The sequence below is a fragment of the Xanthomarina arctica genome, from assembly GCF_014638915.1.
Classification (GTDB): domain Bacteria; phylum Bacteroidota; class Bacteroidia; order Flavobacteriales; family Flavobacteriaceae; genus Xanthomarina; species Xanthomarina arctica.
The window spans coordinates 95,601-122,079 of record NZ_BMFQ01000002.1; the positions used below are offsets into that span (position 1 = coordinate 95,601).

At 32.7% G+C, this 26,479-nt stretch carries 21 protein-coding genes, 1 other RNA gene and 1 pseudogene; 17 read left to right on the forward strand and 6 right to left on the reverse strand.

Annotation, left to right across the window (positions count from 1 at the left end; translation table 11 throughout):
• Positions 1-45 precede the first annotated feature (45 nt).
• Positions 46-849 (reverse strand): SDR family oxidoreductase, encoded by an 804-nt coding sequence (locus tag IEV77_RS06825; RefSeq protein WP_188463179.1) that lies wholly within the window; start codon positions 847-849, stop codon positions 46-48.
• Between the two features lie 149 nt (positions 850-998).
• Positions 999-1,097, reverse strand: an RNA gene (ffs, locus tag IEV77_RS06830) — signal recognition particle sRNA small type.
• An 89-nt stretch (positions 1,098-1,186) separates the two neighbouring features.
• On the opposite strand from ffs, the gene IEV77_RS06835 reads away from it, so the two are divergent.
• The 3 genes from IEV77_RS06835 (at position 1,187) to IEV77_RS06845 (ending at position 4,253) form a co-directional block, all read left to right on the forward strand.
• On the forward strand, positions 1,187-2,221 hold the full coding sequence (locus IEV77_RS06835) for a glutaminyl-peptide cyclotransferase (RefSeq protein ID WP_188463181.1): 1,035 nt from the start codon (positions 1,187-1,189) through the stop codon (positions 2,219-2,221).
• A gap of 2 nt (positions 2,222-2,223) precedes the next feature.
• Positions 2,224-2,613 carry an acyl-CoA thioesterase gene (locus IEV77_RS06840; protein ID WP_188463183.1) on the forward strand — a complete coding sequence of 130 codons (390 nt, stop codon included), beginning with the start codon at positions 2,224-2,226 and terminating at the stop codon, positions 2,611-2,613.
• Positions 2,614-2,699: 86 nt separating this feature from the next.
• The gene (locus IEV77_RS06845) at positions 2,700-4,253 is read left to right on the forward strand and encodes a hypothetical protein (protein WP_188463185.1); all 1,554 of its coding nucleotides are present in this window, start codon (positions 2,700-2,702) and stop codon (positions 4,251-4,253) included.
• A gap of 178 nt (positions 4,254-4,431) precedes the next feature.
• Here IEV77_RS06845 and glyA read toward each other — a convergent pair whose 3' ends face one another.
• Positions 4,432-5,703 carry a serine hydroxymethyltransferase gene (glyA, locus tag IEV77_RS06850; RefSeq protein WP_229736602.1) on the reverse strand — a complete coding sequence of 424 codons (1,272 nt, stop codon included), beginning with the start codon at positions 5,701-5,703 and terminating at the stop codon, positions 4,432-4,434.
• 243 nt (positions 5,704-5,946) lie between these two features.
• Between glyA and fahA the strand changes: the two genes are divergently transcribed.
• Both fahA and IEV77_RS06860 read left to right on the forward strand, forming a co-directional pair.
• Positions 5,947-7,239, forward strand: coding sequence for a fumarylacetoacetase (gene fahA / locus IEV77_RS06855; RefSeq protein ID WP_188463187.1), 1,293 nt, complete (start codon positions 5,947-5,949; stop codon positions 7,237-7,239).
• Between the two features lie 224 nt (positions 7,240-7,463).
• Positions 7,464-8,684: a TlpA disulfide reductase family protein gene (locus IEV77_RS06860; protein ID WP_188463189.1), complete on the forward strand. Its 1,221-nt coding sequence runs from the start codon at positions 7,464-7,466 to the stop codon at positions 8,682-8,684.
• A gap of 136 nt (positions 8,685-8,820) precedes the next feature.
• On the opposite strand, the gene IEV77_RS06865 is transcribed toward IEV77_RS06860, so the two are convergent.
• Positions 8,821-8,970, reverse strand: a complete 150-nt coding sequence (locus IEV77_RS06865) for a hypothetical protein (RefSeq protein ID WP_188463191.1) — start codon at positions 8,968-8,970, stop codon at positions 8,821-8,823.
• Positions 8,971-9,061: 91 nt separating this feature from the next.
• Between IEV77_RS06865 and IEV77_RS06870 the strand changes: the two genes are divergently transcribed.
• Positions 9,062-11,698, forward strand: a complete 2,637-nt coding sequence (locus IEV77_RS06870) for a DEAD/DEAH box helicase family protein (protein WP_188463193.1) — start codon at positions 9,062-9,064, stop codon at positions 11,696-11,698.
• A gap of 142 nt (positions 11,699-11,840) precedes the next feature.
• On the opposite strand, the gene recG is transcribed toward IEV77_RS06870, so the two are convergent.
• Entirely contained in the window at positions 11,841-13,979 is a 2,139-nt protein-coding gene (gene recG, locus IEV77_RS06875) for an ATP-dependent DNA helicase RecG (protein ID WP_188463195.1), read from the reverse strand.
• Between the two features lie 81 nt (positions 13,980-14,060).
• On the opposite strand from recG, the gene IEV77_RS06880 reads away from it, so the two are divergent.
• Genes IEV77_RS06880 through IEV77_RS06890 form a run of 3 tightly spaced genes read left to right on the forward strand, consistent with a single transcriptional unit; the run spans position 14,061 to position 17,851 of the window.
• Positions 14,061-16,061: a M1 family metallopeptidase gene (locus IEV77_RS06880; RefSeq protein ID WP_188463197.1), complete on the forward strand. Its 2,001-nt coding sequence runs from the start codon at positions 14,061-14,063 to the stop codon at positions 16,059-16,061.
• A complete protein-coding gene (locus IEV77_RS06885; protein ID WP_188463199.1) occupies positions 16,062-16,967 on the forward strand; it encodes a patatin-like phospholipase family protein in 906 nt (301 codons plus the stop codon).
• Positions 16,964-17,851, forward strand: coding sequence for a patatin-like phospholipase family protein (locus IEV77_RS06890; protein WP_188463201.1), 888 nt, complete (start codon positions 16,964-16,966; stop codon positions 17,849-17,851). The genes IEV77_RS06885 and IEV77_RS06890 overlap by 4 nt, the downstream gene beginning before the upstream one ends.
• A gap of 20 nt (positions 17,852-17,871) precedes the next feature.
• On the opposite strand, the gene IEV77_RS06895 is transcribed toward IEV77_RS06890, so the two are convergent.
• Positions 17,872-18,393 carry a DUF7935 family protein gene (locus IEV77_RS06895; RefSeq protein ID WP_188463204.1) on the reverse strand — a complete coding sequence of 174 codons (522 nt, stop codon included), beginning with the start codon at positions 18,391-18,393 and terminating at the stop codon, positions 17,872-17,874.
• A 329-nt stretch (positions 18,394-18,722) separates the two neighbouring features.
• Between IEV77_RS06895 and IEV77_RS06900 the strand changes: the two genes are divergently transcribed.
• The 8 genes and pseudogenes from IEV77_RS06900 to IEV77_RS06930 all read left to right on the forward strand — a co-directional run bounded on the left by IEV77_RS06900 (position 18,723) and on the right by IEV77_RS06930 (position 26,345).
• Positions 18,723-19,523: a prolipoprotein diacylglyceryl transferase gene (locus tag IEV77_RS06900; RefSeq protein ID WP_188463206.1), complete on the forward strand. Its 801-nt coding sequence runs from the start codon at positions 18,723-18,725 to the stop codon at positions 19,521-19,523.
• 4 nt (positions 19,524-19,527) lie between these two features.
• Positions 19,528-20,202, forward strand: coding sequence for a putative metal-binding motif-containing protein (locus IEV77_RS06905; RefSeq protein ID WP_188463208.1), 675 nt, complete (start codon positions 19,528-19,530; stop codon positions 20,200-20,202).
• A gap of 102 nt (positions 20,203-20,304) precedes the next feature.
• Positions 20,305-20,739: a hypothetical protein gene (locus IEV77_RS06910; protein WP_188463210.1), complete on the forward strand. Its 435-nt coding sequence runs from the start codon at positions 20,305-20,307 to the stop codon at positions 20,737-20,739.
• 62 nt (positions 20,740-20,801) lie between these two features.
• Positions 20,802-22,244 (forward strand): LVIVD repeat-containing protein, encoded by a 1,443-nt coding sequence (locus tag IEV77_RS06915; RefSeq protein ID WP_188463212.1) that lies wholly within the window; start codon positions 20,802-20,804, stop codon positions 22,242-22,244.
• A gap of 106 nt (positions 22,245-22,350) precedes the next feature.
• On the forward strand, positions 22,351-22,569 hold the full coding sequence (locus tag IEV77_RS06920) for a hypothetical protein (RefSeq protein WP_188463214.1): 219 nt from the start codon (positions 22,351-22,353) through the stop codon (positions 22,567-22,569).
• 282 nt (positions 22,570-22,851) lie between these two features.
• Positions 22,852-22,911 (forward strand): annotated as a pseudogene (locus IEV77_RS17610) (hypothetical protein); the annotation flags it as partial.
• A gap of 36 nt (positions 22,912-22,947) precedes the next feature.
• Positions 22,948-25,608 (forward strand): sensor histidine kinase, encoded by a 2,661-nt coding sequence (locus tag IEV77_RS06925; protein ID WP_229736603.1) that lies wholly within the window; start codon positions 22,948-22,950, stop codon positions 25,606-25,608.
• Positions 25,605-26,345, forward strand: a complete 741-nt coding sequence (locus IEV77_RS06930; RefSeq protein ID WP_188463218.1) for a LytR/AlgR family response regulator transcription factor — start codon at positions 25,605-25,607, stop codon at positions 26,343-26,345. Before IEV77_RS06925 ends, IEV77_RS06930 begins: the two co-directional genes overlap by 4 nt.
• The last annotated feature ends 134 nt before the right edge of the window (positions 26,346-26,479 follow it).

The window sequence follows — 26,479 nt, forward strand, 5'->3', positions numbered from 1 at the left end:
TAAAGGAGGGAGATTTAAGTCTTATTTACATGCAATTTAATGAATCTAAAGTTTATAATACATAATAAGGAGACGTTCGTATAATTTGTCAGGGAGAATACGTTTTAAAACAATAGAAAATTTTTGCATGGACTCACCAACTTTATAATGAATTTTAGGTTTCGGCGTATTTATTATTTTATATATGGCTTTTGCCATTAACAAAGGATCTTTCCCTGAATCTACATGCGAATTCATCAAATTTAAGGTGTTTCCGTAATCCTTTTTATAAGGCGAATTCTCTAAAATAGGAGCGTGATAACGACTAGAAGCAATATTAGTAGCAAAATCTCCAGGAGCAACATTTGTCATCTCGATGTTGGAACCTTTTAATTCCATCCTAAAAGCTTCTGTTACTAATTCAAAAGCCCCTTTGCTTGCACTGTAAATTCCGCGATATGGTAAACCCATATATGCTGCAATGGACGTGATATTTATTATAAGACCAGAGCCATGTTCTCGCATACCAGGCAAAGCGGCTTTAATAACATTAATAGGACCAAATAAATTAGTTTCGAAATTGTTTCTTATTTCTGCCTCAGGAGTTTCTTCAATGGGACCAGTTATACCAACTCCAGCATTGTTTATTAATACATCGATATGTCCTTCTTTAGAAAGCACGTCCTTTATTGCATCAATAATAGTTTGGTTTTTCGTAACATCTAAGGCTACAATTGGAAATTTACTGGAAGGATATCTTTCTGGAGATCTGCTAGTACCATAAACTAGAAAACCTTTGGTGGTTAAAAATTCACCCACAGATTTTCCAATTCCCGAAGAACCGCCTGTTATTAAAACAACTTTAGACATAATTGAAACATAGAAATTAGGAATGTAAAATTAAGAATGTATTGCAAAAAATTGATATAAAATGAAAAAGATTTGTAAACATACAGTCTACAAATCTTCGTTATTTTAAAAATCTCTTCTAATTTGAAAAGATTTAGTGTTGTCTAAAAAAAAGGCAAGCTACCTACATCACACTGCTACGACCATTTACCTTTGCTGCGTTCCCGCCCTGGAGGATTCAACAGGAGCTAGTTGTGTAGGACTTGCCTGGTGCAAAGATACAATCTTTTAAATTTATCACAATCATTTTTTAAACTGAATTTTAATAAATAACTTGCTAAAAATTTTAACAGTCAGCATGAATACATTTAAATATCTTACAATCATATTTTTAGGAAGCTTTTTTTTGTCTTGTGGCAGCAATTCAGCGCAGAAAAAAAATGATATTTCTATTAAAACTAACGCCGAAGGTCATGCAATTACGTATGATAAACCCTTAGAATTGGAAATTTCTAATCCTAAAAACCACGAAATTTCTTCTTTGGAGTTCAAATTTGATGGGAAATCTGTTTCAAAACAATTAGATTTAAATACGTTTAAATTAGGAGATCATCTTATTGAAGCTACTTTTAATTTAGGTGGTGATACCGAAACCATTTCACAAAACATTACCATTTTAAATAATCAAACCCCAAAAGTATATTCGTATAAAATTATTAACGAATATCCTCACGATATTACATCGTACACGCAAGGTTTGGAATTCTATAATGGTGAGTTATACGAAAGCACAGGGCAATACCAAGAATCTAAACTTAGAAAAGTAGATTATAAAACTGGTGCCGTTTTAAAAAATATCAATTTAGATGATGAATTTTTTGGGGAAGGTCTAACGGTTTTAAACGACAATATTTACCAGCTTACCTGGAAAAAAGGTACTGGTTTTGTTTACGATGTGGATACTTTTGAAAAAACAGGAAGCTTTAAATACGGTGATAGTAAAGAAGGTTGGGGAATCTGCAACGATGGAAAACTGCTTTATAAAAGTGATGGAACTGAGAAAATTTGGACACTAAACCCAGAAACGTTGGCCGAGGAAGGTTACATTCAAGCTTATCATAATAAAGGGAAAGTTGTGGAATTAAATGAACTTGAATGGGTTGATGGTAAAATATACGCCAACCGTTACAATAAAAATGGTGTTGCCATTATTAATCCTAAAAATGGAGCCGTAGAAGGTGTTATTGATTTTACGCCTTTAAGAAAAATGGTGACGCAACATCCTAAATTAAATGTTTTAAACGGAATAGCATACAATCCAGACACTAAGACATTTTTTATTACAGGAAAACATTGGGATAAACTTTTTGAAGTAGAAATTATAGAAAATTAATATTGGAAACATTCGAGATCTTAATAACAGTTACGAAAGACGATTTAGACGAACTAAACCACGTTAATAATGTACGTTATGTGCAATGGGTTCAAGATGTTGCAAAAGAACATTGGATAGCGTTTGCTTCTGAAGAAATTAGAAACAACTATTTCTGGATTATGCTTACACATTTTATAGAATACAAGCGCCCAGCTATTTTGAACGATGTTTTAAAACTTAAGACCTATGTCGTTAAAGCAGAGGGTGTAACTTCCACAAGGGTTGTAGAAATAATCAACAATAAAACCAATAAATTACTTGCAAAGTCTGAAACTACTTGGTGTTTTATAAATGCAAACACTTTAAAACCTGCTCGAATTCCTGAAGAAATCTCAAAAATATTTAACTAAATATTGCTGTTCATACAAATTCATCAATTCAAAAGTTATATTTTTACCAAGTACATAGTCTCCAATCAATAAATGATTATTAAAAAATGAAGCAAGCTTTTTACCTTATTATTTGTTTAAGCATTTTAATTACTACCAGTTCTTGTAGAAAAGATTTGGATTTTGGACCTAGTTCTGGCAATCTAGAATTTTCAAAGGACACCATTTATTTAGATACTATTTTTAGTAATATTGGTTCAAGTACTTATAATCTTAAAGTATATAATAGAAGTAGTAACGATATAAGTATTCCTTCTATTCGTCTTGCTTTAGGTGAAAATTCAGAATACCGTTTAAATGTAGATGGAATGCCTGGAAAAGTATTTGAAAATGTAGAGATTCTTGCAAAAGATAGCATGTACGTTTTTATTGAAACCACTATTGATATCAATAATTTACCAAATACGAATGGTGAATTTTTATATACAGATAAGATTGAATTTGATTCTGGTGCCAACTTTCAGGAAGTCGAATTGGTTACTTTGGTACAAGATGCCGTTTTTATTTACCCAGACAAAGATAACACCACTGGAATTATTGAAACTCTAACATTAAATATTGGTGGGGAAGTTGTTGAAACTGAAATCCAAGGCCGTTATTTATTACCAAGTGAATTAACATTTACAAATCAAAAGCCTTATGTAGTCTATGGTTATGCGGCAGTTCCTAATAACCAAACACTAACGGTTGAAGCAGGAGCACGCGTGCATTTTCATGCTAATTCGGGATTATTTGTGGCCGAAGGAGCCAGTTTACATGTTAATGGTACCTTAAGTTCTGATCAGGAGCTTTTGGAAAACGAAGTGATTTTTGAAGGAGATAGACTAGAACCTGCGTTTTCAGATATTCCTGGGCAATGGGGAACCATCTGGTTGTTTGATGGTAGTCTTGATAATATTATCAATTATGCAACAATCAAAAATGGGGCTGTTGGTATTTTATGTGAAGGGAATCCAGATGCCATAAATAATAAATTAACCATTACTAATTCTCAAATCTACAATTCAAGTAATTTTGGTATTTTAGGCAGAAGAACCTCTATTTTAGGAGAGAATCTAGTAATAAATAATTCTGGGCAAACCAGTTTTGCCGCTACGTTTGGAGGAAGATATAATTTAACACACTGCACAATCGCTAATTATTGGAACAACAGTTTTAGACAATTCCCTGCATTATTAGTGAATAATTTTATAGTAGACGCAGATAATGTGGCTAATATTACCGACTTAACAGAAGCTAATTTTAACAATTGTATAATTTATGGAAATGATAATCCAGAATTTATTTTAGATGAAATTGAAGATCCAGCAGTGGTGTTCAATTTTAAATTCACCAATTGCTTGTTGAGGTTTGACGATCCAAATAACAATTTTACGGGTCCTAATTACGATTTCAATAATCCTGCTTTATACCAACAAAACGTCTTTAATCAAGATCCCAATTTTATGGATCCTCAAAATAATCAAATGATTATTGGTAATGAATCTGCAGCAAACGGTATTGGTAACCTGTTTTTTGCAAATGAAGTTCCAGAAGATATTTTAGGAATCAATAGACAGGCCTCTCCTGATGCTGGAGCATATCAACATACAGATTTTTAACCTTTATTTAATTCTTTTTCTCATTCCAACGTGCTCATTGAACGAAGTCGATGGGAGGAGGAGTCTATAAAATATATTTAACCAATTGCAGATTCTTCACTACATTCTGAATGACAATAGTAAAAATAAAAAAATCCCGCAATTGCGGGATTTTCATTTTTATAAATATGTTATAGGCTTAAGCAAACAAAGGCAATCCACTCATCATGGCATTTACTTTTACAGCAATAGCTTCAAGTTTTTCTTCATCTTGATAATTCATTAAAGCTTCATCAACCAAAGCGACAATAGCTTCCATGTCTTTTTCTTTTAATCCTCTAGTAGTGATGGCTGGAGTTCCAATTCTTATCCCAGAAGTTACAAAAGGCGATTTATCATCAAAAGGCACCATGTTTTTATTTACGGTAATATCTGCTTTTACTAAAGCCTGCTCTGCATCTTTTCCAGTAAGGTCTTTATTTCTTAAATCAATTAACATCATGTGGTTGTCTGTTCCACCAGAAATAATGTTATAACCTCTATCAACAAAAGCTTTAGCCATAGCTTGTGCATTTTGTTTTACTTGTAACATGTAGTGCATAAATTCGTCTGTCAAAGCTTCATTAAAAGCAATGGCTTTAGCAGCAATAATATGTTCTAATGGACCACCTTGATTTCCTGGGAAAACAGCAGAATCTAATAAAGATGACATTTTACGTAAACTACCATTCTTTAAAGTGATTCCAAATGGGTTGTCAAAATCCTGACCCATCATAATCATTCCACCTCTTGGGCCACGTAATGTTTTATGAGTTGTAGTTGTTACAATATGGCAATGTGGTAAAGGATCGTTTAAAATACCTTTGGCAATCATTCCAGCTGGATGAGAAATGTCAGCTAATAATAAAGCGCCTACACTGTCTGCAATTTTTCTGAAACGTTTAAAATCCATATCTCTAGAATAAGCAGAAGCACCAGCAATAATTAATTTTGGTTTTTCTTTTTCTGCCATTTCAGCAACATGATCGTAATCAATAAGACCTGTTTCCTTTTTTACCCCATAAAAAACCGGATTGTAAAGTTTTCCAGAAAAATTTACTGGAGAACCATGTGTTAAATGTCCACCATGAGATAAGTCGAAACCAAGTATTTTATCGCCTGGTTTTAAGCAAGCCGCATAAACAGCTGTATTGGCTTGGCTTCCAGAGTGTGGTTGTACGTTTACATAGGCTGCATTAAATAATGTTTTTGCTCTGTCTATAGCAAGTTGCTCTACTTCATCAACCACTTCACAACCGCCATAATAACGTTTCCCAGGATATCCTTCAGCATATTTATTGGTTAAAACAGAACCTGCAGCTTCCATAACTTGGTTGCTAACAAAATTTTCTGAAGCTATCAATTCAATACCTTCTAGTTGTCTGTGTTTTTCGGCTTCAATTAATTCGAATATTTGTTCGTCGCGTTGCATAAAAATAATATTTTTTCATCTCCATGAATCTCGAGTTTTCGAGAGGAAATGGTGTTATAGTTAAAATCATGTCAAAAATAGCAAATAGATTAGTTTAATTCATCAAAAAACATATATTTACTTCGCTTTTAATAATTTATTTAAGATGAAAGCAAAACCATATTTTCTCTTTATTATTAGTATAAAAATAAAAAGTTATGTAGGTTTGAATACAATTTAACAATATAAAATTTTCAAAAAGTTATGCCAATCTCAGCTAACAATCCAGATAGAAGATCGTGGTTGCACGTCGATAAAAACTCCGATTTCCCAATACAAAACATCCCTTTTGGCGTGTTCCTAACACGTGACGATATTATTACTATCGGAACGCGAATAGGAGATACTGCCATTGATTTAGGTGCTTTACACCAATTAGGTTATTTTGAAGGAATCCCTTTAACAGACGATATTTTTCTTCAAGATACTTTAAACGATTTTATTGCAGATGGAAGAAAAACTTGGCGTTTAGTAAGAGATAGAATTGCAGATATTTTTGACGCTGAAAACAACGATTTAAAAGATAATAAAAAGAACAAGGAGACAGTTTTGTTTCGTTTAGACGAAATTGAAATGCAATTACCTGTTCAAATTGGTGATTATACAGATTTTTATTCAAGTATAGAGCACGCTACCAACGTTGGAACCATGTTTCGTGATCCAGAAAACGCTTTAATGCCAAACTGGTTGCATATTCCTGTTGGATATCATGGTAGAAGTAGTTCTGTTATTCCTTCAGGAATTCCTGTTCATAGACCTCAAGGACAAACCCTTCCTGCCGGAAGTGATACACCTGTTTTCGGACCATCGAAATTAGTGGATTTCGAACTTGAAATGGCATTTATCACAACAGATGCTAACGATTTAGGAGAACCAATTCCTATAGACGAAGCTGAAGAATATATTTTTGGTTTAGTTTTATTCAATGATTGGTCTGCAAGAGACATCCAAAAATGGGAGTATGTACCATTAGGACCCTTCTTGGCAAAAAGTTTTGCTTCGTCCATTTCACCTTGGATTGTAACTCTAGATGCTTTAGAACCATATCGTGTTGAAGGTCCGAAACCATTAAAACCACAATTACCTTATTTGCAATATAAAGGCAAGAAAAGCTACGACATTAAATTGGAAGTGGGCATCACACCTAAAACAGCCAAAGAAACGGTTGTTAGCAAGTCTAATTTTAAATATATGTATTGGAATATGGTGCAACAATTGGCGCATCATACCATTAATGGTTGCCCTGTAAATTCAGGCGATATGATGGGTTCAGGAACTATTTCCGGACCAACACCAGATTCTTATGGTTCCATGTTAGAATTATCTTGGAGAGGCGAGAAACCTATTAAACTGAAAGATGGTACAGAACGTAAATTTATAAACGATTACGATACGGTTACGATGCGTGGCTATTGCGAAAAAGATGGTACCCGAATTGGTTTTGGTGAAGTCTCGACACAATTGCTTCCCATATTTAATCCGAAGAAAAATAAATAAAGAAGAAGCGACCAAATGGTCGCTTTTTTTTTCATCTTAAAATTTGTCATTCCAGCTTAGCCACTGAGCGAAGTCGAAGTGAAAGCGAAGTGAAAGCGAAGAATCTAATAATGATGAAATATTTGTTGTTTTTGAGATTTCTCACGTTGTTCGAAATGACATAGATAATTTTATTATCATTCAGAGCAAAGCGATGAATCTATTCAATTTAAATATTATTAATAATGAAAATATATAGCCTACTTTTTGCCCTAGTCATTTTAGTTTCTTGTAAATCTGAAAAAGAAACGCAACCGAAAACTTTAAAAACAGGAACCTATAAAGCCATTTTGAAAGTTAATGATAGCATCGATATGCCATTTATGTTTGAAGTCTTATCAGAAAACAAACTTCAAATCTTTAATGCGGAAGAAGTGATTGATGTTGATGAAATTATTTATAGAAATGATTCCATTTTTATAAAACCACCAGTATTTGATAGTTATATTGCTGCAAGAATCACGGAATCTGGTTTTGAGGGAAGTTATATTAAAGACGATTTAGATAGAACGGTACCTATTGAAGCCATTTATAGAGAATCAAAACGTTTTGAGGTTTCTAACAACCCAAAAACAAATGTTTCTGGAAATTGGGAAACAACTTTTAGTCCAGATTCTGAAGCAGACAGATATATTGCTAAAGGCATTTTTAAACAAGACAAACATAAAGTAACAGGGACTTTTAGAACCACTACAGGAGATTACAGATTTTTAGAAGGTGTTCTGGATGGTGACCAATTAAAACTCTCAGCTTTTGATGGCGCTCATGCCTTTTTGTTCATAGCAACTGTAACCGATAGTACGATGCAAGGCATGTTCTATTCTGGAAATCATTTTGAAGAGGCTTTCGTAGCCAAACGAAACGAGGCTTTCGAATTACCTGACGCTAACAATTTAACCTTTTTAAAAGAAGGATACGAGAAGGTCGCTTTTTCCTTTCCAGACGAAAATGGAAAGATGATTTCTTTAGAAGACGAACGTTTTAAAAACAAAGTAGTCTTGATACAAATTATGGGAACTTGGTGTCCAAATTGTTTAGATGAAAGCAAATATTTAGCAAACTATAATAAAAACAACAAGGACGATGATTTAGAAATTGTTGGTTTGGCTTTCGAGTATACCAAAACAGAGGACAAGGCTTTTGCCAACATTAAAAGATTAAAAGACAGACTAGATATTGATTATCCAGTGTTATTAGCGCAATATGGAAGTTCCAGTAAAGTGTCTGCTCAAGAAAAACTACCAATGTTAAATCAGGTGTTAAGTTATCCAACCACCATTTTTATTGATAAAACTGGGAAGGTGCGTAAGATTCATACAGGTTTTAATGGGCCGGCTACAGGGGAGAAGTACACGGAGTTTACAAAAGAATTTGAAGGATTTGTAAGTGGGTTGATGGAAGAGTAGAGATTGTTGTTTTTATATAATTCTCAACAAAATTCTCCTTTTAAAAAATGGTTTTCTCAGCAACCATGACTCTTTTAACAGCGCCTTCATTTCTGTCAACTGGTCTTTCATGGTTTCCAAATTCATCAATCGAGCTCTATTGAACATCTTCGAAAATGGCATGAAAATTATTTGGATTGATAATTACTAAATCGGGTATTTCATCTATAGCTAAATGTTTGAAATCCTGTTCTAGACAATCTCCTTGTTCTCTTGTAAGCCGGATAAAACATTTTGATTTAACCATAATGGCGTGGTTTTTTTGATAAAAAAAACCTTAAAACCCATAGTTTTTAATCTAATTTAACAATAGATTTGAAATTCATAAACTTTAATTTTTGCAAACAAATCCTTTTCTAGACCTACAATTTATATTTCCTTGGAGGAGTTATCAAGAAAATTTTCTAAATAATTTTTCTACTCATATCTCTGACGATCATTTTCATGTAATTGCGCCACCTGGATCTGGAAAAACGGTATTGGGATTAGAAATAGTTAAAAGAATTGGTAAAAAGACTTTAGTGCTAACTCCTACTTTAACCATTCGGAACCAGTGGGAAGATCGACTGCAAAACTATTTTATAAAGGAAAACAGCTTTAAATCGGTTTCATTTGATATAAAGTCCTTGTCTGACATCAATTTTTCTACTTATCAATCGTTACATAGTTTTTATAAAACCTTTGAGGATAAAGCCGACTATTTTAAGTATTTTAAAGATCACGGCATTCAAACCATTGTATTAGATGAGGCTCATCATTTAAAAAATACATGGTGGACATGTCTTTATGAACTTAAGCTTAGTTCATTGTATACCATTGTCGCGCTTACTGCTACGCCACCGTATGATAGTGGACCAAGAGAAATTGCAAATTACTTTCAGCTTTGTGGGGAAATTGATGATGAAATTGCAACGCCAGATTTGGTAAAAGAAGGAAACCTTTGTCCACATCAAGATTTTGTGTACTTATCTAAGCCTAGCGATTTAGAAATTAATTACATTTTTAATTTTAGACGTGAAATAACTGGTTTTATTAATGGATTAAAGACTGACGAACAGTTTATTCAATTTATAAAGGGTCATCGTTTTTACAAAAATAACACGGTGGTTCTTGATGAAATATACAATAATCCGGAATTCTTTTCTAGCATTATTATCTTTTTAAAAGCTTGTGGAGAAGATATTCCATTTGAAAAACTTGCCATTTTAGGTTTTGATAAAAAGGAGAAAATTGAAATCCCTCAATTAACTAATAACTGGGTTGAGATTTTGTTACAAAATATTATAGATGATAAGCTCAATTTACTTGACGATGCAGAAGACATTAATGATCTTGAAAAAACACTTCGGAAATTAAACGTATTAGATACTAATAAAGTCAATCTTATTGGAAATAATCGTATTTATAAATCGCTGTTTAGCAGTCCAAGTAAATTAAGGAGCATTGTAAAAATTATTAAGCATGAATCTCATCATCTTGGTAAGGAGTTACAAAGTGTGATACTCACAGATTATATACGAAATGAGTTTTTAAACACGCCGGATAATGAAATAAAGAATATTAATAAACTGGGAGTTGTTCCCGTTTTTCAAAACCTTCGTGTTTCCATCGAATATAAAAGCATACTAGCAGTTCTATCAGGAAGTTTAGTTATTATTCATGCAACTTTATTAGCAGAATTTTTTTTACATGAAAAAGAAGAAGATTACACTACGAAGTCACTTGAATGTGATGGGGAGTATGTTATAATTGAAGGAAGATCGAGTTCTAAAAGCCGTTTAGTTGGTGCTATTACCAAGTTGTTTGAATTGGGTAAAATAAAAATTCTAGTGGGAACAAAATCTTTACTTGGTGAAGGTTGGGATGCACCAGCTATAAACACCTTGATTTTGGCATCCTTTGTAGGGTCATTTGTTACTTCTAACCAAATGCGAGGACGAGCAATAAGGTCTCAAATAGGGAATCCTTTAAAAACGGGTAATATTTGGCATTTAGCTTGTATAGATCCAACTAGCGATGATGGAGGTAGAGATTTAGAAATTTTGAAACGTAGGTTTGATGCCTTCTTAGGAATATCAAATACAAAAGAAAACTATATATCTAATGGTTTTGATCGTTTGGCTCTCCCATTAAAGATACGAATTGAAGATGTAGATGCCATAAATGCACAAACCTTAGAAACTTCAAGTAAAAGAGTTGCTATTTCTGAAAAATGGGAAGATGCAATTTTTCAAGGCAACAAATTGGGGAGAGAGGTGAAATATCATTTTCAAGGAAAAAAACCTTATCCAATACAAAAGAAGATGTATTACAAGGATGCTGTAAAATATACTTTAGTCGAACTTACTATCACAATTTTGATCTTCTTACCCGAATTCTTTATAAAAAACGTAAACTTAATAATAAGCAAAGGAGTTGTTTATTTTATGTATTCCATGCTCGGTTTTTTAGGACTTAATTTTGGACTTAAAGCATACAGGGCCATTCAGCTATATTTTCGTTATGGCATGATACATAAGGATGTTGAAAAAATGGCAAATGCAATTCTTGAAACATTATGCGAATTACAACATATAACAACAGATAAGTCACAAATTAAAATAACTACAGAGCTTTTAAAGCGGGGAGACGTTACTTGTTCTATTACTGGAGCTAATCAAATTGAGAGCAGTCTTTTTATAAATGCTTTGGACGAGTTGTTGCAACCAATCGAAAATCCGCGTTATGTTATTGTAAAAGATATATGGTATCGGAAGAAATTAGACATTCAAAATTACTTTTCAGTGCCTAAACTTTTTGGAGATAAAAAAGAGCGGAGTACTATTTTTTATAAACACTGGAGAATCAATATGGGGAAATCTAAAATGTTTTACACAAGACATTTGGAAGGGAGAAAAATTCTAGTAAAAGCGCGATTATTTCATATTAGTGGAGCCAAAGAAGAGGTTACAAAAAAATCAATTATTTGGAAATAAAGTCATGGAGCTTAAGTTGTTATTTTAAACTATCTTCTCCGGAAATTGCCTCTATATCTTAAGTTAGAAGGGAATTTAAGATTTAAAAACAGATGGTCTAAACTTAGTTATGTTCTTAATTCGCCTAGCAGATTATTGAAACTTAACTAATATAATTCCAAATATTTTTATACTTAGTAAGCTGTTGATACGTATACAGAATAGTTTTGTTTTCTTCAGCTCTTAAGGCAGGATCGCTTTGGAGTACCTTTTTAGCGTAGTATCTGGCAGATTGTAATATATCCTTGTCTTTTATAATATCGGCTATCTTGAGGTTTAAAACACCGCTTTGCTGAGTTCCCATAATGTCTCCAGGTCCGCGAAGATTTAAATCTACTTCTGCTATTTCAAAACCATCGTTGGTTCTGCACATGGTTTCAATACGCTTTTTGCTATCACTACTCAGTTTATGACTGGTCATTAGAATGCAATAGCTTTGTTCAGCACCACGCCCCACACGTCCGCGTAATTGATGTAATTGAGATAAACCAAAGCGCTCGGCACTTTCAATAATCATAACTGAAGCATTAGGAACGTTAACACCAACTTCAATTACCGTTGTGGCAACCATTATTTGAGTTTCACCTTTAATGAAACGTTGCATTTCAAATTCCTTATCTGCCGGTTTCATTTTACCGTGTACAATCGAAATCTGATACTTAGGAAGCGGGAAGTCTCTAGCTACACTTTCATAACCATCCATTAGATCTTTATAATCCATTTTTTCGCTTTCTTGGATTAAAGGATAGACAATATAAATCTGTCTGCCTTTTTCAATTTCATCTCTTATAAATCTGAAAACTTTAAGTCGGTTTTTATCATATCGATGTACTGTTTTTATGGCTTGTCTTCCTGGTGGTAATTCGTCGATAACTGAGATGTCTAAATCGCCGTAAACCGACATGGCTAAAGTTCTTGGAATTGGGGTTGCTGTCATCACCAAAATGTGTGGTGGAGTGGGAGGGGTGTTAACTTCGTTTTGGTCAATTTGAGAAGGCCCCTTTCTCCATAATTTACTTCTTTGTTCAACTCCAAACCGGTGTTGCTCATCAATGATTGCAAGCCCTAAATTCTTAAATTTCACCTTATCCTCCAACAAGGCATGCGTGCCAATTAAGATGTCTAATTCGCCATTTTCTAGCGCTTCGTGAATTTTTCTTCGTTTTAAAGTTTTACTTGAACCTGTAAGTAGTTCTATTCTGATGTTTAGTTCATTAGATAGTTCTTTTAATCCGTTATAGTGTTGGACTGACAAAATTTCAGTCGGCGCCATTAGGCAAGCTTGATATCCGTTGTCAAGTGCCATTAACATTGACATAAATGCTACTATGGTCTTTCCGGAACCAACATCACCTTGTAAAAGACGATTCATTTGCGCATTACTGCCTAAATCTTGTCTGATTTCTTTCAAAACACGTTTTTGTGCATTGGTTAATTCGAAAGGCAAATGGTGTTTGTAAAAGGTGTTGAAATAGGTTCCAACTTGCGTAAAAGGCAGGCCTTTAATTTTCGATTTATGGATTAAGTTTTTTAGAATTAATTGCAGTTGAATATAGAATAATTCTTCAAATTTTAATCGGAATTGAGCCCTTGCTAATAGTTCTTGATTTTTAGGAAAATGGATGTTAAAAATAGCTTCAGATTTCGATAATAATTTGAGTTCTGAAAGGATGTTTTCTGATAGTGATTCTGTAAATCGTCCCTTGGTATCCAGAAACAATTGTTGCATAATTTTGTTAATTACCCGATTGGTAATTCCCATATTCGATAACTTTTCGGTAGATGGGTAGATAGGTTGCATGGCAGAGCCTAAATTCTTTTTGTGGTCTTCTTGAAGCTCCATATCGGGATGTGGCATGCTGAAAACACCATTAAACCAATTAACTTTCCCAAAAATCACATAAGGCTTTTTGAGTTTTAAGTTTTCACGAATCCATTTTTGTCCTCGAAACCATACTAATTCCATGGTTCCACTATCATCTTTAAAGGTTGCGACTAAGCGTTTTCCGCGTTTCTGGGCAATTTCTTTGATACTGATAATTTCACCAACTATCTGTACTTCGGCATTATTGCGTTGTAGTTGATGAATCTTATAATATTGGGTCCTGTCCAGGTATCTGTTTGGAAATAAATTGATTAAATCTTGATAGGTGTGGATGCCTAACTCCTTCTTAAGCAAATCTGCTCGATTAGGACCGACACCTTTTAAATAATCTATGGGAGTTTGTAAATTAACAGACATAACACGAATATAAACCTTAATCTTGAAACTATAAACTTCAAAATTTATGTATTTTAGTCAGGTCGTTTATATGATATCTTTATGAAGCATCTTCTTTTTTATTTCTTTCTATTTTTTATAACAATTTCTTATTCACAACAGCTTGAAAATGTTGATTTTACTAAGGTGGAGGCTCAGTTGAGTTTTGATGTGGATTCTTCTAAAGTTCATGGAGTTGTGGATTATTATTTTAAAGCTTTGCAGTCTGTAGATTCTATTTTTGTGGATGCTATAGGGATGGATTTTGAAAATGTGACTTTAAAAGGTAAAAAAATTTCTTTTAAAAACGATGGTAAGAAATTGATTGTTTATTCTAATTTTAAAGCCGATAAGACCTATCATTTAAGTTTTAATTATACAGCAAAACCTAATAAAGCCCTTTATTTTGTAGGTTGGAAAAATGAAGCGCCAAACCAGATTTGGACTCAAGGTCAAGGGAAATACACGAGTAATTGGTTGCCTAGCTTGGATGATACCAATGATAAAATTGAGTTTGATTTGTCTATTACCTTCAATAATGACTATGAAGTAGTTTCAAACGGAGTCCTTGTTGATAAAGAGATTGGCGAAGAAAATACGACTTGGTTTTTTGATATGAAAGAGCCAATGTCTAGTTATTTGGTGGCTTTGGTGGTCGGGAAGTATCGTATTTACAAAGAAACATCAAATAGCGGTATTCCTCTAGATATGTATTATTACCCTCAAGATTCTTTGAAAGTAGAACCAACGTATCGCTATAGCAAACAGATGTTCGATTTTCTTGAAAATGAAATAGGGGTTGCTTATCCTTGGCAAAATTATAAACAAATTCCAGTGCACGATTTTCTCTATGCTGGTATGGAAAACACGAGTGCTACCATTTTTTCTGATGCTTTTATGGTTGATTCTATTGCATTTGTAGATAAAAATTACGTAAATGTGAATGCTCACGAATTGGCACATCAATGGTTTGGCGATTATATAACAGCTAAAAGAGGTGAAGATCATTGGTTACAGGAAGGGTTTGCTACTTATTATGCGCTTTTGGCTGAGCGTGATGTGTTTGGTGAAAATTATTATTACTGGAGGCTGTATGAATATGCGCAGGAATTGATGGACCAAAATAGATCCGGAACAAGTACGTCTTTGTTGAATCCGAAATCCAGTAGTGTGACTTTTTATAAACGAGGAGCATGGTCTTTACACGCTTTAAGAGAGGAGGTAGGCGATGAGGCTTTTAAAAAAGCGGTTAAAAACTATTTGGAAGCGCACCCATTTTCCATTGTAGAAACAAACGATTTTATTTCGGAAGTAGAGAAAACCAGTGGTAAGGATTTGACGGAGTTTGTAAACACTTGGTTAATTCAAGTGGATTTCCCTATGGATAAAGCTTTAGAGAGTTTGATGCAGTCGGCGTATATTCAAGAATATGAAATGGTGGATTGTGAGCTAGCAACCTCAAAATGTGATTATTATTTAACGGCTCCTATTTCGGATGAAGCCAAATTGAAAGTGATTTCTCAAATCCCTGAAAGGGTGACTTCAGAATCCTTTGATACCTCTTTAAAAGGCAGGCAAGCGATTGCTCAAAACGTTGATAACATTCCTCTAGGTATGAAGGATGAGTATGAATCTCTGTTAAAGGATAATTCTTATTTAACCATGGAGTCTGCTTTGTTTCACTTATGGATTAATTTCCCTGAAAATAGAGAGGTTTATTTAGATCAAACAAGGGAGATTATTGGGTTGAGTGATAAAAATGTGAGACAGCTTTGGTTGGCTTTAGCGCTTTCTACACCTTCATATGAACCAGAAATAAAAGAAAGTTTACTAAACGAATTAATTAGTTATTCTAGTCCAAAATATGGTTTTGAAGTTCGCATAACAGCGTTTAACTATTTAAACTCTTTGGGGATTTATAACGAACAGGTTTTTGTGAATTTAGTAGAGGCTTCTAAGCATAATAACTGGCAATTCATGAAATATGCAAAAAGCATGTTGGGAGATTTGTCTAAGAATCCGGACTACCAAAAAACGATATTAAAACTTCAAAATTCAAATTAAATGAGAGCATTGGTTATTTCAGGAGGAGGCAGTAAAGGTGCGTTTGCAGGAGGTGTGGCGCAGTATCTTATTGAAAACAAAAAACACCAATACGATTTGTTTATTGGAACTTCTACAGGGAGTTTGTTGGTGTCTCATTTGGCTTTGAATAACGTAGATAAAATTAAGGAAATTTATACCAATGTCAATCAGCAGTCTATTTTTAATGTCTGCCCCTTTACTATTAAGAGTAAAAATGGAATTGAAACCATTAAAATCAACCATTTTAATGTGTTGCGAAACTTGATGCGAGGTAGTAAGACCTTTGGTGAAAGTTTTAACCTGAAAAAGCTTATTAAAAACACCTTTAGTGAAGCGGAATTTCAACAGTTAAAAGCATCTCATAAAGATATTGTAATAACGGTTTCAAATTTATCTCTTAATCAGGTGGAGTATAAATCGATAAAGGATTTTGATTATGATGCTTTTTGCGAGTGGGTATGGGTTTCTTGTAATTACACGCCATTTATGACCTTAGTTAAAAAGAATGGCTGTGAGTATGCTGATGGAGGTTTAGGTTCTATGGTGCCTATTGAAGAGGCTATTAAACGGGGCGCCACACATGTCGATGCTATTGTTTTGCAAACCGAAATAACTCATTTTAATAGAATGCCTTCAACAAACGCTTTTTCATTGTTAACAAACATGTTTGCTTTTATGTTGGATAGAATAGAGAGTCAGAACATTAGAATAGGTAAGTTTGTGGCAACCAATCAGGACACTATTATTGATTTTTATTATACGCCAACAGTTTTAACAACCAACTCGTTGGTTTTTAATAAGGAAAAAATGAATTTGTGGTGGCAAAGTGGCTTTAATTTTGCCAAATTTAAAAATGAAACAGTAAGTCCGTTAGAAACCGAATGAAAGCATTAGTAATATCTGGAGGAGGAAGTAAAGGCGCCTATGCTGGAGGAGTAGCTCAATATCTTATGGGGCATCAAGGAAAATCTTACGATATGTTTTTAGGAACATCAACGGGGAGTTTATTGATTCCTCATTTAGCAGTAAATGAGGTTTCAAAGTTGTACGACATTTTTACTAATGTGCAACAACATGACATTTTTAGTGTGAGTCCATTTGTACAACGTAAAAAAGGCGATCGGGAATATGTGTCTATAGATTTTATAAACTCTATGTGGCAGTTTGTTAGGATGAGACGAACCTTTGGTGAAAGTAAAGCTTTAAGAAGAAATATTAAGCGCAATTTTACTAAAGCCGAATATTTAAAGATAAAATCAGAAAAATCTGATGTGGTTGTTACGGTTTCAAACCTCTCATTAAACACCGTAGAATATAAATCCATCAACGATTGTAGCTATGAAGAATTTTGTAATTGGATATGGATTTCTTGCAATTACATTCCGTTTATGTCCATTGCCAAAGTAAATGGTTATGAGTATGCAGATGGCGGTTTAGGGTGTGTGGTTCCTATACGGGAGGCAATAAGGCGTGGCGCTACAGAAGTAGATGCTATTATTCTGGAGGCTGAAAATATTGAGAACAAAAAAATATTAGGTAAAAACCCCTTTTCACTTATGCTTAATCTTTTTGGGCACTTACTCAATCAAGTAGAGCAGAACGATATAGTCATTGGGAAATTAGTAGCCAAGTCCAATGGTGTCAAGCTAAATCTCTTTTATACTCCTTCCAGTTTAACCGAAAACTCCTTGATTTTTAGTAAAAGATTAATGACTAAATGGTGGCAACAAGGGTTTGATTATGCTAAGAAAAAGCATTTGGGTTCTTAAATTGCGTTCTTTCTAAGCTATTACCACATCTCGCTTACTTCTTGTTTTATAAATGATAAAGCAGCATCACTTGGTGCGCGTTTTTCCATCATTTCGGTTAAAACAACTTCTCTAAGTTTGTTTGCTGTATCTGTTTTTTCAAGTAAACTGCCCTTTCTTATTAATTGAATTGTGGCATTTTTAGCAGCTGTAATGATGTTCCAGCAATCATCGCTTATATAAATTTGTTGCGACAGATTATGGTCAAATTCTTGTTCAATTGCAGCTATAATTAAGGTTTCGTAATCTTCTTTGTTTGAAGATGTTGGGCTAATTCTTATTAGTAGTTTTGAAGGTGTAATGCGTTCTAAAAACAACGCCATTCGTTCATATGCTTGCAGACGTAAAGGCATGGCTGTAACTTGCATGTCTTTATGCAAAAGAAAACGTCTTCTGCCATCTTCATTTTTAGTATGCTCTTTAAAAAAAAGGTAAGCTATTAAACCTGTGACTAAAGTTGGAATAGCAAACATGAATAAATCGATAATTCTTTCGGAATCCATAAGTAGTATTTATTTTTAAGAATGGTGTTTTATATATATTACAAACATAAGATGTTTTTTATTATAGCACAAATTATCACTTGATCGAATGAAAGAGGGTTTTCGTTCAATGAGAACTTCTATTCCATAAACAGTAGTATGTAGTCTTTGTATTACACCCTATTTTGCACTTGCTATTAATCAATAAACCTAAATTCGTCAGTAGAATTTCATTTTTTTTGCTGACGTTTTTTTTTTGTTGGACTTACGATGAAAACAAATCAACATTATAGAAAGGGACATTTTAAGTTTGTCAAAAAAATGTAAAAACTTATTAAACACTTGTTTATATGCATCCAGAGTTATTCCAATTTTCTTTACCAGAATTTCTATCTAATATTTTTGGAGTATCAGATATAACAGTCTATACCTATGCTTTTTTAATAGCTTTAGGGACTTTGGTGGCGGCGCAGTACACAAAATGGAGCGCCAAAAGAGAATTGGGTGTAGTTAACTTGCCAAATGCTTTTTTTTATTACATTTTTATTGCTGGTTTTATTGGAGGAAAATTGTTTTACTATCTGCAAGACCCAAAATTATACCTTAAAAATCCAAGTTTACTATTAGATAACTTTTCAGGAGGCTTTGTGTTTTATGGCTCATTTGTTATCATCATCCCATATGTTTTCTGGTATTTAAAAAGATATAAGTTACCAGTTTTACCTATGTTGGATATTTTAGCTATTACAACAACCATTGTACACGCTATAGGTCGTTTGGGTTGCTTTACAGCAGGATGCTGTTATGGTTCGCCTACAGATAGTAGATTCGGAATAATATTCCCAACTACCCACAACATGTCTGTCCATCCTACACAATTGTATGAAGTAGGTATGTTGGTTTTTATCATGCTTTTTCTATTAGTAATTAAAAAAAGCCAACAATTTAACGGACAAATTTTCTTTATCTATTTAATGTTATATGCCTTAGGTAGAGGTGTTCTGGAGTTTTTTAGAGGAGATGAGAGAGGGTTTATAATAGATGATAAATTATCACACTCACAATTTATAGGCTTGTGTATTATAATGCTAGCCACATATTTTTATTACAAATTTTATAAACAAAATAAATTAAAAACAATTAATATTTAAAACTATGAAAAACAAATTTTTAAAAACGGTTTTACCAGTTATGTTATTGATAACTGCTGTATTTATAATAGGTTCAGGATGTTATGGTGAGCCAACTGGAGATTGGTATGAAGATGCAGATGGAGATGGTTATGGGAATATTTCAAGTTATATTGGTCAATCGGATCAGCCTCAAGGATATGTGAGAGATCATTCAGATTGCGATGATACCAATGCAAATATTTATCCGAATGCCATAGAAATTCCAGATAACGACATTGACGAAAACTGTAACGGACTTTTCGGAATTACTTTTTATAAAGATTCTGATAATGATGGTTTCGGAGACCCAAATTCTGGTTCTTTTCATGAGATCAATTTTGGAGATGAAGCTCCAGATGGTATGGTCTATAATAGTGCGGATTGTGATGATACCAATGATATGATAAATCCTTTAGCAGATGAGATTGTTGGTAATAATATAGATGATAATTGCGATGGAGATGTAGACATTTTTGAATATTATACAGACGCAGATGGCGATGGTTATGGTTCTGGGTCCGCTTTACCTCCTCCAGCAGTAGGTGTTCATAATAACTTAGACTGTGATGATACAAATCCTGAAGTGCATCCTTATGCTATAGAAGTTGAAAATGGTATTGATGATGATTGTGATGGAATCACTGATGAAATTATCTAAAAAAGCATCATAAAAATAAAAATATCCAATTAAGGGGTAACAATTTCCTAGTTATTTGATATAAGGGAAATACATAAATAATATAAAATCAAATTAATGATTATGAAAACAACTATCAAATCTCTATGTCTACTAGTTTTGACACTAATTTTATTTAACTGCGATAACGACGACGACGTCAATGCAGTCAATGAAGATGTATGTAATTATGCTGGATTTACTTTTTTAGATACATCAGATAATACGCAAACCTTAATTCCTGAAGCAGAATTAACAACAGATTTTTACTATACGTCATCCAATGGCCCTGAAGTAGAAATTTATGAAACAGCAAATCCTAGTGATTTTTGGTTTGTAACATTGGTCGTTGCAGACGGTGCAACAGGAACTGGTCAGTTAAACCTGGGAGGAACTATTCACACTGTTAATGTTGCTTGTCAGCGTACAGGAAATGCTGTGGGTGAAGAAATGCGTTACGATATTACTGCAAGCGGGTTAGAAGCTGAGTTTTGCGTTATAATCGATTTGTACCATTAAAAATAAGTAATGTAATTGTGGTGAAAAATTTTATTTCACAACGATCAAAAAAATAATGTAAAATGAAAAAGAGACATTTAATACTATTTCTAATCACTACAATCTTTTTAGGTTGTAGTGATCAGAATGGTGAAGGAGCCTACCAGGATCATCCTTGTGAGGTTGGAGATCAAGGGGTGTATATAAATGAAAGCGATGAAATAAATGAAGCGAATCTACTTTTTGATGATTCGCGGATGGTTATTCAATACGTAACAGGACACCCAGATGGCGATTATTACCATATGTACAGTATGGGGGTTAGCCCCGTAATGGACTTATATACCTTTGCTATAAATGCAGGAGACACCTCAACTTTAGACCAGAATTTTAATGTTACTGCTGGAAGTTATTTAACGGTAGACGGAACACCTTACCCTCAAAACAATAATGTTGTATTAAATACTATTATTGGCGGGTCTCAAGTAGGGGGCGCTGTTAAAATGGATTTTGAAGGAGATTATGATCCCTGGGATGACGGCGCCTTTCGTGTAGTTGGTGAATTATGTGTTGAAATAGACGAGGTTATTAATTATAATGAATTTGTTTATATCACAGATGGTACAAATCTTAAGGTTGTGGATGTTACAAATCCTATCTCTCCTTCTTTGGCAACTAGCGTAAGTTTGCCCTCTAGTCATTATGTTAAAGTTATTAATAGGAGTGTTGCGGTTGTAGGGCAAACCGCTAGTTCAGAACCTTATGTAAGCACTATAAATATAACCGACCCTGAAAGTAGTTATGTAGCGGCTACAACATCAAAAAGTAGTTCGAATACTATTTTAACAGATGCTATTAAGTTAGATAATAAAGTGATTTTAACAGATTTACATTCTAGAAATAAATTGTTTGTAACGGCTACTAATGATATGGAGGAGATTGGAGATGCTCATGGTGGTTTTTGTATAACAAACCTGAATAATGATCATCTAGTTTTATTGGATGGTTTAGGCGTGTCTACTTATAAAATTGGTTTTAATTTTCAACTTACATTTCCTTTTTTACCAAGCAATGTTTCCCTCCTTTGGACATCTTTGGTTGGAAATAGGTTTGATAAAATTGAAAATGATGGGCAGTATGCTTACGTAGCTAACGTAGAAGGTCAAAAATTAATAAAGCTAGAAGTTAATGCTTCAGCAATTAATCAATTAAGCTCGTTAAATATTGGTGGGCATCCATCTGCTTTAGAAATCTATAATAACTATGCATATGTTACGATGTCTCCAACCTTGACAACGCCATATAATGCGGGTTTTGATGGTATTAAAATGATTGATTTAAACACCATGCAGGTTATTGATAGTGTTATGTTAACAAACGCAAGTGGTGTAGTTGTTAAAGGGATTTACGCTTATGTAACGGATGCAAACGGCTTACACATTTATAATATTAGTTCAGGTAGCTTGAATTTAATTTCAACATTCAATCAAGGATTTGGTAATTATATATCCCTATTAAGCTATTAAGATGAAAATAAAATAAAAGTATGTCGTTTTTTCTATTGGTTTGCTTGTTTTTAGTTGTAAAAATGAAAATAATGCCCAAACAATTGAAAAAGAGTCTAAATCTGAAATGGCTAAAACCTTAACTGAAAAAGAAAGGATAGAAATAGTCACCTATTATCTAATCAACGAAAGAAAATTAGACAAAAAGGATTTTCATGAAATCATTTTTTTAAATGATATAGCAGATGGTGTAAACGTCATTCACTATGAAGGTAAAGATGCTTTTTTTAGTTTTAAGTTTTCTGAAGCATTAAAATTTTATAATTTGAATAAAAAACAGAAATGAACTATCCAGAAAATAGCAATTATATTTGTTCAGATACTTAACTTAAATAGAATATCAAAACCATTACTTTTGTAATAATCAATTCCAATTAATCTATTGAAACAAAAAAAACGCCATATCTCAATTTTATCCAATTTGATATGGTGTTTTTTTTATGTTTCAAAGAATCTTTGGAAGAACAGGCAAGAAAGGGGAAACAGGAAATATCTACTTTATACATTTCTGCTAATAAGTACTACTTCTTTTACTCAACAATTTACTAATTACACCACCAAAGACGGGTTGCCTAGTAACCATATATATAAAACAGCACAAGATAATAAAGGTTTTTTGTGGTTTGCAACAGATAAAGGTCTCGTGAAATACAATGGTAATACCATGAGAACTTTCACCACCAAAGATGGTTTAGCAACTAACGATGTTTGGGGAATTTATCCAACTCCAGATGGTAAATTATGGTATCTTTCTAAAGCTTCAAGACTAGGATATATAGAAAACGACAGTGTTTATGCTTTTGAAAGCGAGGAAAAAGGAGAAATTTTCAACCCTATTTTTTCTAGTCAAATTGGAAATGATGTTGTTTTAACAAGTTCAAATAGATTTCATATTCTAGAAGACAAAAAATGGAAGCTTTTAGCAAATTATAAATCTGGAGGTTTAATTGCAGGCGGTTATGTTAAAAACAATGAGTTTTCAAGGTTTAAAACCAATGAAACCTTCGATACTCTTTTGGTTCAGGATGCAAAGAATAATACTATTAAAACACTGGCTTTTAGTAATGTGCTAGAAAGAGTCCATTCAAGAGGTCAAATTGCAGATAGTTTGTTTTATTGGGTAAATGACAAGCAATACTCTATCATCAATTTAAATACTTTGAAATTTTACAGTAGAAGTTTTCAAGAAGAAATTGGTTTAGAAACATCTAAATATTTAAGAATCAATCTAATTAATAATCAAATACAAATTTCAGGAAGTGGTTTTGTAGGCATTTTAGATAGCGATTTACATATTAAAAATACGTATTATATCCCAGAACATTTGAAAGCTCACTTTGGGTTTATAGACAAATCAGGATCCATTTGGATAAGTACGTTTACAAATGGCATTTATCATTTACCTTTAGAAAAACAGAGCATTCAGTATAGCTTTCCTACAGAAACAGTAACCAATATTAACTTTGTAAACAATAAAATTATTGCTAATGTTTCTAATAAAGGGTTTTATGGCTATGATAATTCTATAAGGGAGTTTGTTCCATTTATAATTGAGGAAGATTACATTTTTAATGCCTCCTATATAAAAGAATTAGATACAGAATATTACTTATCCAAATTAAATGTAAGAACAGTTAAAAACAATGTAATAAGGGAGATAGATCTTTCTAATAATTTATATGGTATTAATGATAGAGCCACTCAACTAGTGCTCTATCACAATTTTTTATACGGTCAATTTTCTTTTGGAATCAATAAAATAAATCCAGAAAACTTTAAAATTGAAAGCGAGTATATTCAGCACGGAATTAACCAATTATTAAACTTTAATAATCAGTTATTGGTAGCAACGTCCAACGGATTAAAAGAATTTAAAGATGAAGAATTCGAAAGCTTTAGGTTTGACAATACAGAATTTAATAAACCTATTTTAAGCATTGTTAAACTCTCAGATATAGAGGTTTTAATAAATACAGATGGCTTTGGTACTTATATTTCAGATTTAAAAACGATTAGGCAATTACCAAAGTCTGAATTTTTAATAGTAAATAATGGGTTTGTAGATGGTACTTCTATTTGGTTAGCGACTGAATCTGGTGTTTTAAAATACGCTAAGTTGAAGGATGATTATGTTCTTCAGATGCATTTAGATGTGAGTAATGGTTTGCCCTCCAACAACGTGAATGATTTGCTTGTTCATCAAAATCAGCTCATGGTTTGTACTAATAATGGTATTGCAATTATACCAAAAGACTTAAAAATTAAATCTCAATTATTAGATATTTATTTTGATAAAGCCAGTTATAACAATCAAAATATTACTGCTAATAATTCAATTTTTAGTTATCAAAACAACAACAATTTAAGTTTCACGGTAACTAGCATAGATTTTTCAGAACAACTTACTAACTTATCTTATAATTACAAACTATTCCCATTAGATAAAAACTGGACGGCTACAACTACAAAAAACTTCAACATTAATAATCTTAAACCAGGAAGCTATACTTTCTTTATAGAGTCCAATGGTATAGAAAAGTCATTAGATTTTGTAATAAAACCTCTGTGGTGGCAAAAAATTTGGTTTAAAGCTTTCATGATATTGTTAGGAATTGTTTTTGTGACCTTAGTTTCAAGATATTTTGTAAGACAATCGCAGTTTAAGAAGAATCAAAAAATTTTTCAGGACAAACGTTTGTCAGAATTACAACTAAAAGCATTGCGTTCTCAAATGAATCCTCATTTTGTATTCAATTCTTTGTCTGCTATACAGTATTATATTGGTGAAAATAATTTTGAAACCTCTGAGTTATATTTGGTGAAATTTTCAAAACTCATTCGTCAATTCTTTGAACTTTCTAAAGAAAATGAAATCTCATTATCAAGAGAAGTGAGTTTGCTTAATGGCTATTTGGAAATCGAAAAACTTCGTTTTAAGGAAAAATTAAATTTTAATATTTATGTAGATCCAAAATTAGATACAAAAACCACCAAAATACCAACCATGTTATTACAACCCATTGTCGAAAATGCAGTAAACCATGGTGTTTTTAATAAATTAGAGAATGGATTTATTACCTTAAATTTCGTCTATTTGGATCATCAAACCTTTAAAGTGGAAATTATAGATGATGGAGTAGGTTTTGTAAATACTAAAAAGCGAGAGAATAAAAACGTAAAATCTTCTAATGTTTTAAAAGATAGATTGCATTTTTTAAATTATTCTGAAAAATGGGATATAGATTATAAAACCGAAGAATTAAGTCCTGATTTAGCAGATAGAGGTAATAAAGCGACATTTCTAATTAAGAAAATTCAAAAATGAACAATATAACAGCCATTTTAGTAGACGATGAGATTTCAAACCTAAAAGGCTTACAAAAAAAGATTGTAAGCTTATTTCCTGAAATTCAGATTTTGGGAGCTTACCAAAAACCTGAAGAAGCTATTGTAGCATTAGAGAATCAAGAGGTGAATATCTTGTTTTTAGATATTGAAATGCCGAGAATGAATGGTTTTGAATTACTTTCAAAACTCAAAGAAGTTAATTTTCAGGTCATTTTTGTAACTGCTTACAGTGAATATGCTATAGAAGCCTTTAAAAAATCTGCCATAGATTACATCTTAAAACCAATTGATAATGATGATTTGGTTATTGCCGTAAATAAAGCGGTAGATGTTATTAAGTTAAAGAATGAGAGTGAAAATAATTTAAAATTAGTAAGCATCTTAGAGGAAAGTGTTTCTAAAAACAATAAAATTATTATACCAACCCAAAAGGGAATCTCTTTTATACCAGAAGATGAGGTTTTGCATTTAGAAGGTTATGAAGGCTATACTAAAATTCATATTATAAATAGTGTCACCGTTACTAGCTCTTATAATTTGGGCAAGTTTGAGAAATTGTTGAGTTCTAAATTTTTTAAATGTCATAAATCTCATATTGTTAATTTAGAAAAAGTACGCCATTTTGAAAACGAAGGCTATGTTGTTTTAGATAATGATTATAGAATCCCCATATCAAAAGCTAATAAGAAAGCTTTTCTAAATTTGTTTAATTAGGATCCATATTTATTCTAAATTCATAAGTATTCATATTCAATGCCATCCATTAACTTGCGCTAAAAAAATAAAAACGGTTTTTCATATGTTCGATAAAATGTTGTAAAAATATTTTAAATTTATTTAAAAAATAA

Excerpts from the sequence above, each read along its gene's own strand:
- IEV77_RS06825 (WP_188463179.1), bottom strand. The coding sequence starts at position 849 with ATGTCTAAAGTTGTTTTAATAACAGGCGGTTCTTCGGGAATTGGAAAA.
- IEV77_RS06835 (WP_188463181.1), top strand. The coding sequence starts at position 1,187 with ATGAATACATTTAAATATCTTACAATCATATTTTTAGGAAGCTTTTTT.
- IEV77_RS06845 (WP_188463185.1), top strand. The coding sequence starts at position 2,700 with ATGAAGCAAGCTTTTTACCTTATTATTTGTTTAAGCATTTTAATTACT.
- glyA (WP_229736602.1), bottom strand. The coding sequence starts at position 5,703 with ATGCAACGCGACGAACAAATATTCGAATTAATTGAAGCCGAAAAACAC.
- fahA (WP_188463187.1), top strand. The coding sequence starts at position 5,947 with ATGCCAATCTCAGCTAACAATCCAGATAGAAGATCGTGGTTGCACGTC.
- IEV77_RS06860 (WP_188463189.1), top strand. The coding sequence starts at position 7,464 with ATGAAAATATATAGCCTACTTTTTGCCCTAGTCATTTTAGTTTCTTGT.
- IEV77_RS06865 (WP_188463191.1), bottom strand. The coding sequence starts at position 8,970 with ATGGTTAAATCAAAATGTTTTATCCGGCTTACAAGAGAACAAGGAGAT.
- recG (WP_188463195.1), bottom strand. The coding sequence starts at position 13,979 with ATGTCTGTTAATTTACAAACTCCCATAGATTATTTAAAAGGTGTCGGT.
- IEV77_RS06880 (WP_188463197.1), top strand. The coding sequence starts at position 14,061 with ATGAAGCATCTTCTTTTTTATTTCTTTCTATTTTTTATAACAATTTCT.
- IEV77_RS06885 (WP_188463199.1), top strand. The coding sequence starts at position 16,062 with ATGAGAGCATTGGTTATTTCAGGAGGAGGCAGTAAAGGTGCGTTTGCA.
- IEV77_RS06890 (WP_188463201.1), top strand. The coding sequence starts at position 16,964 with ATGAAAGCATTAGTAATATCTGGAGGAGGAAGTAAAGGCGCCTATGCT.
- IEV77_RS06895 (WP_188463204.1), bottom strand. The coding sequence starts at position 18,393 with ATGGATTCCGAAAGAATTATCGATTTATTCATGTTTGCTATTCCAACT.
- IEV77_RS06900 (WP_188463206.1), top strand. The coding sequence starts at position 18,723 with ATGCATCCAGAGTTATTCCAATTTTCTTTACCAGAATTTCTATCTAAT.
- IEV77_RS06905 (WP_188463208.1), top strand. The coding sequence starts at position 19,528 with ATGAAAAACAAATTTTTAAAAACGGTTTTACCAGTTATGTTATTGATA.
- IEV77_RS06910 (WP_188463210.1), top strand. The coding sequence starts at position 20,305 with ATGAAAACAACTATCAAATCTCTATGTCTACTAGTTTTGACACTAATT.
- IEV77_RS06915 (WP_188463212.1), top strand. The coding sequence starts at position 20,802 with ATGAAAAAGAGACATTTAATACTATTTCTAATCACTACAATCTTTTTA.
- IEV77_RS06920 (WP_188463214.1), top strand. The coding sequence starts at position 22,351 with ATGGCTAAAACCTTAACTGAAAAAGAAAGGATAGAAATAGTCACCTAT.
- IEV77_RS06925 (WP_229736603.1), top strand. The coding sequence starts at position 22,948 with ATGAGAACTTTCACCACCAAAGATGGTTTAGCAACTAACGATGTTTGG.
- IEV77_RS06930 (WP_188463218.1), top strand. The coding sequence starts at position 25,605 with ATGAACAATATAACAGCCATTTTAGTAGACGATGAGATTTCAAACCTA.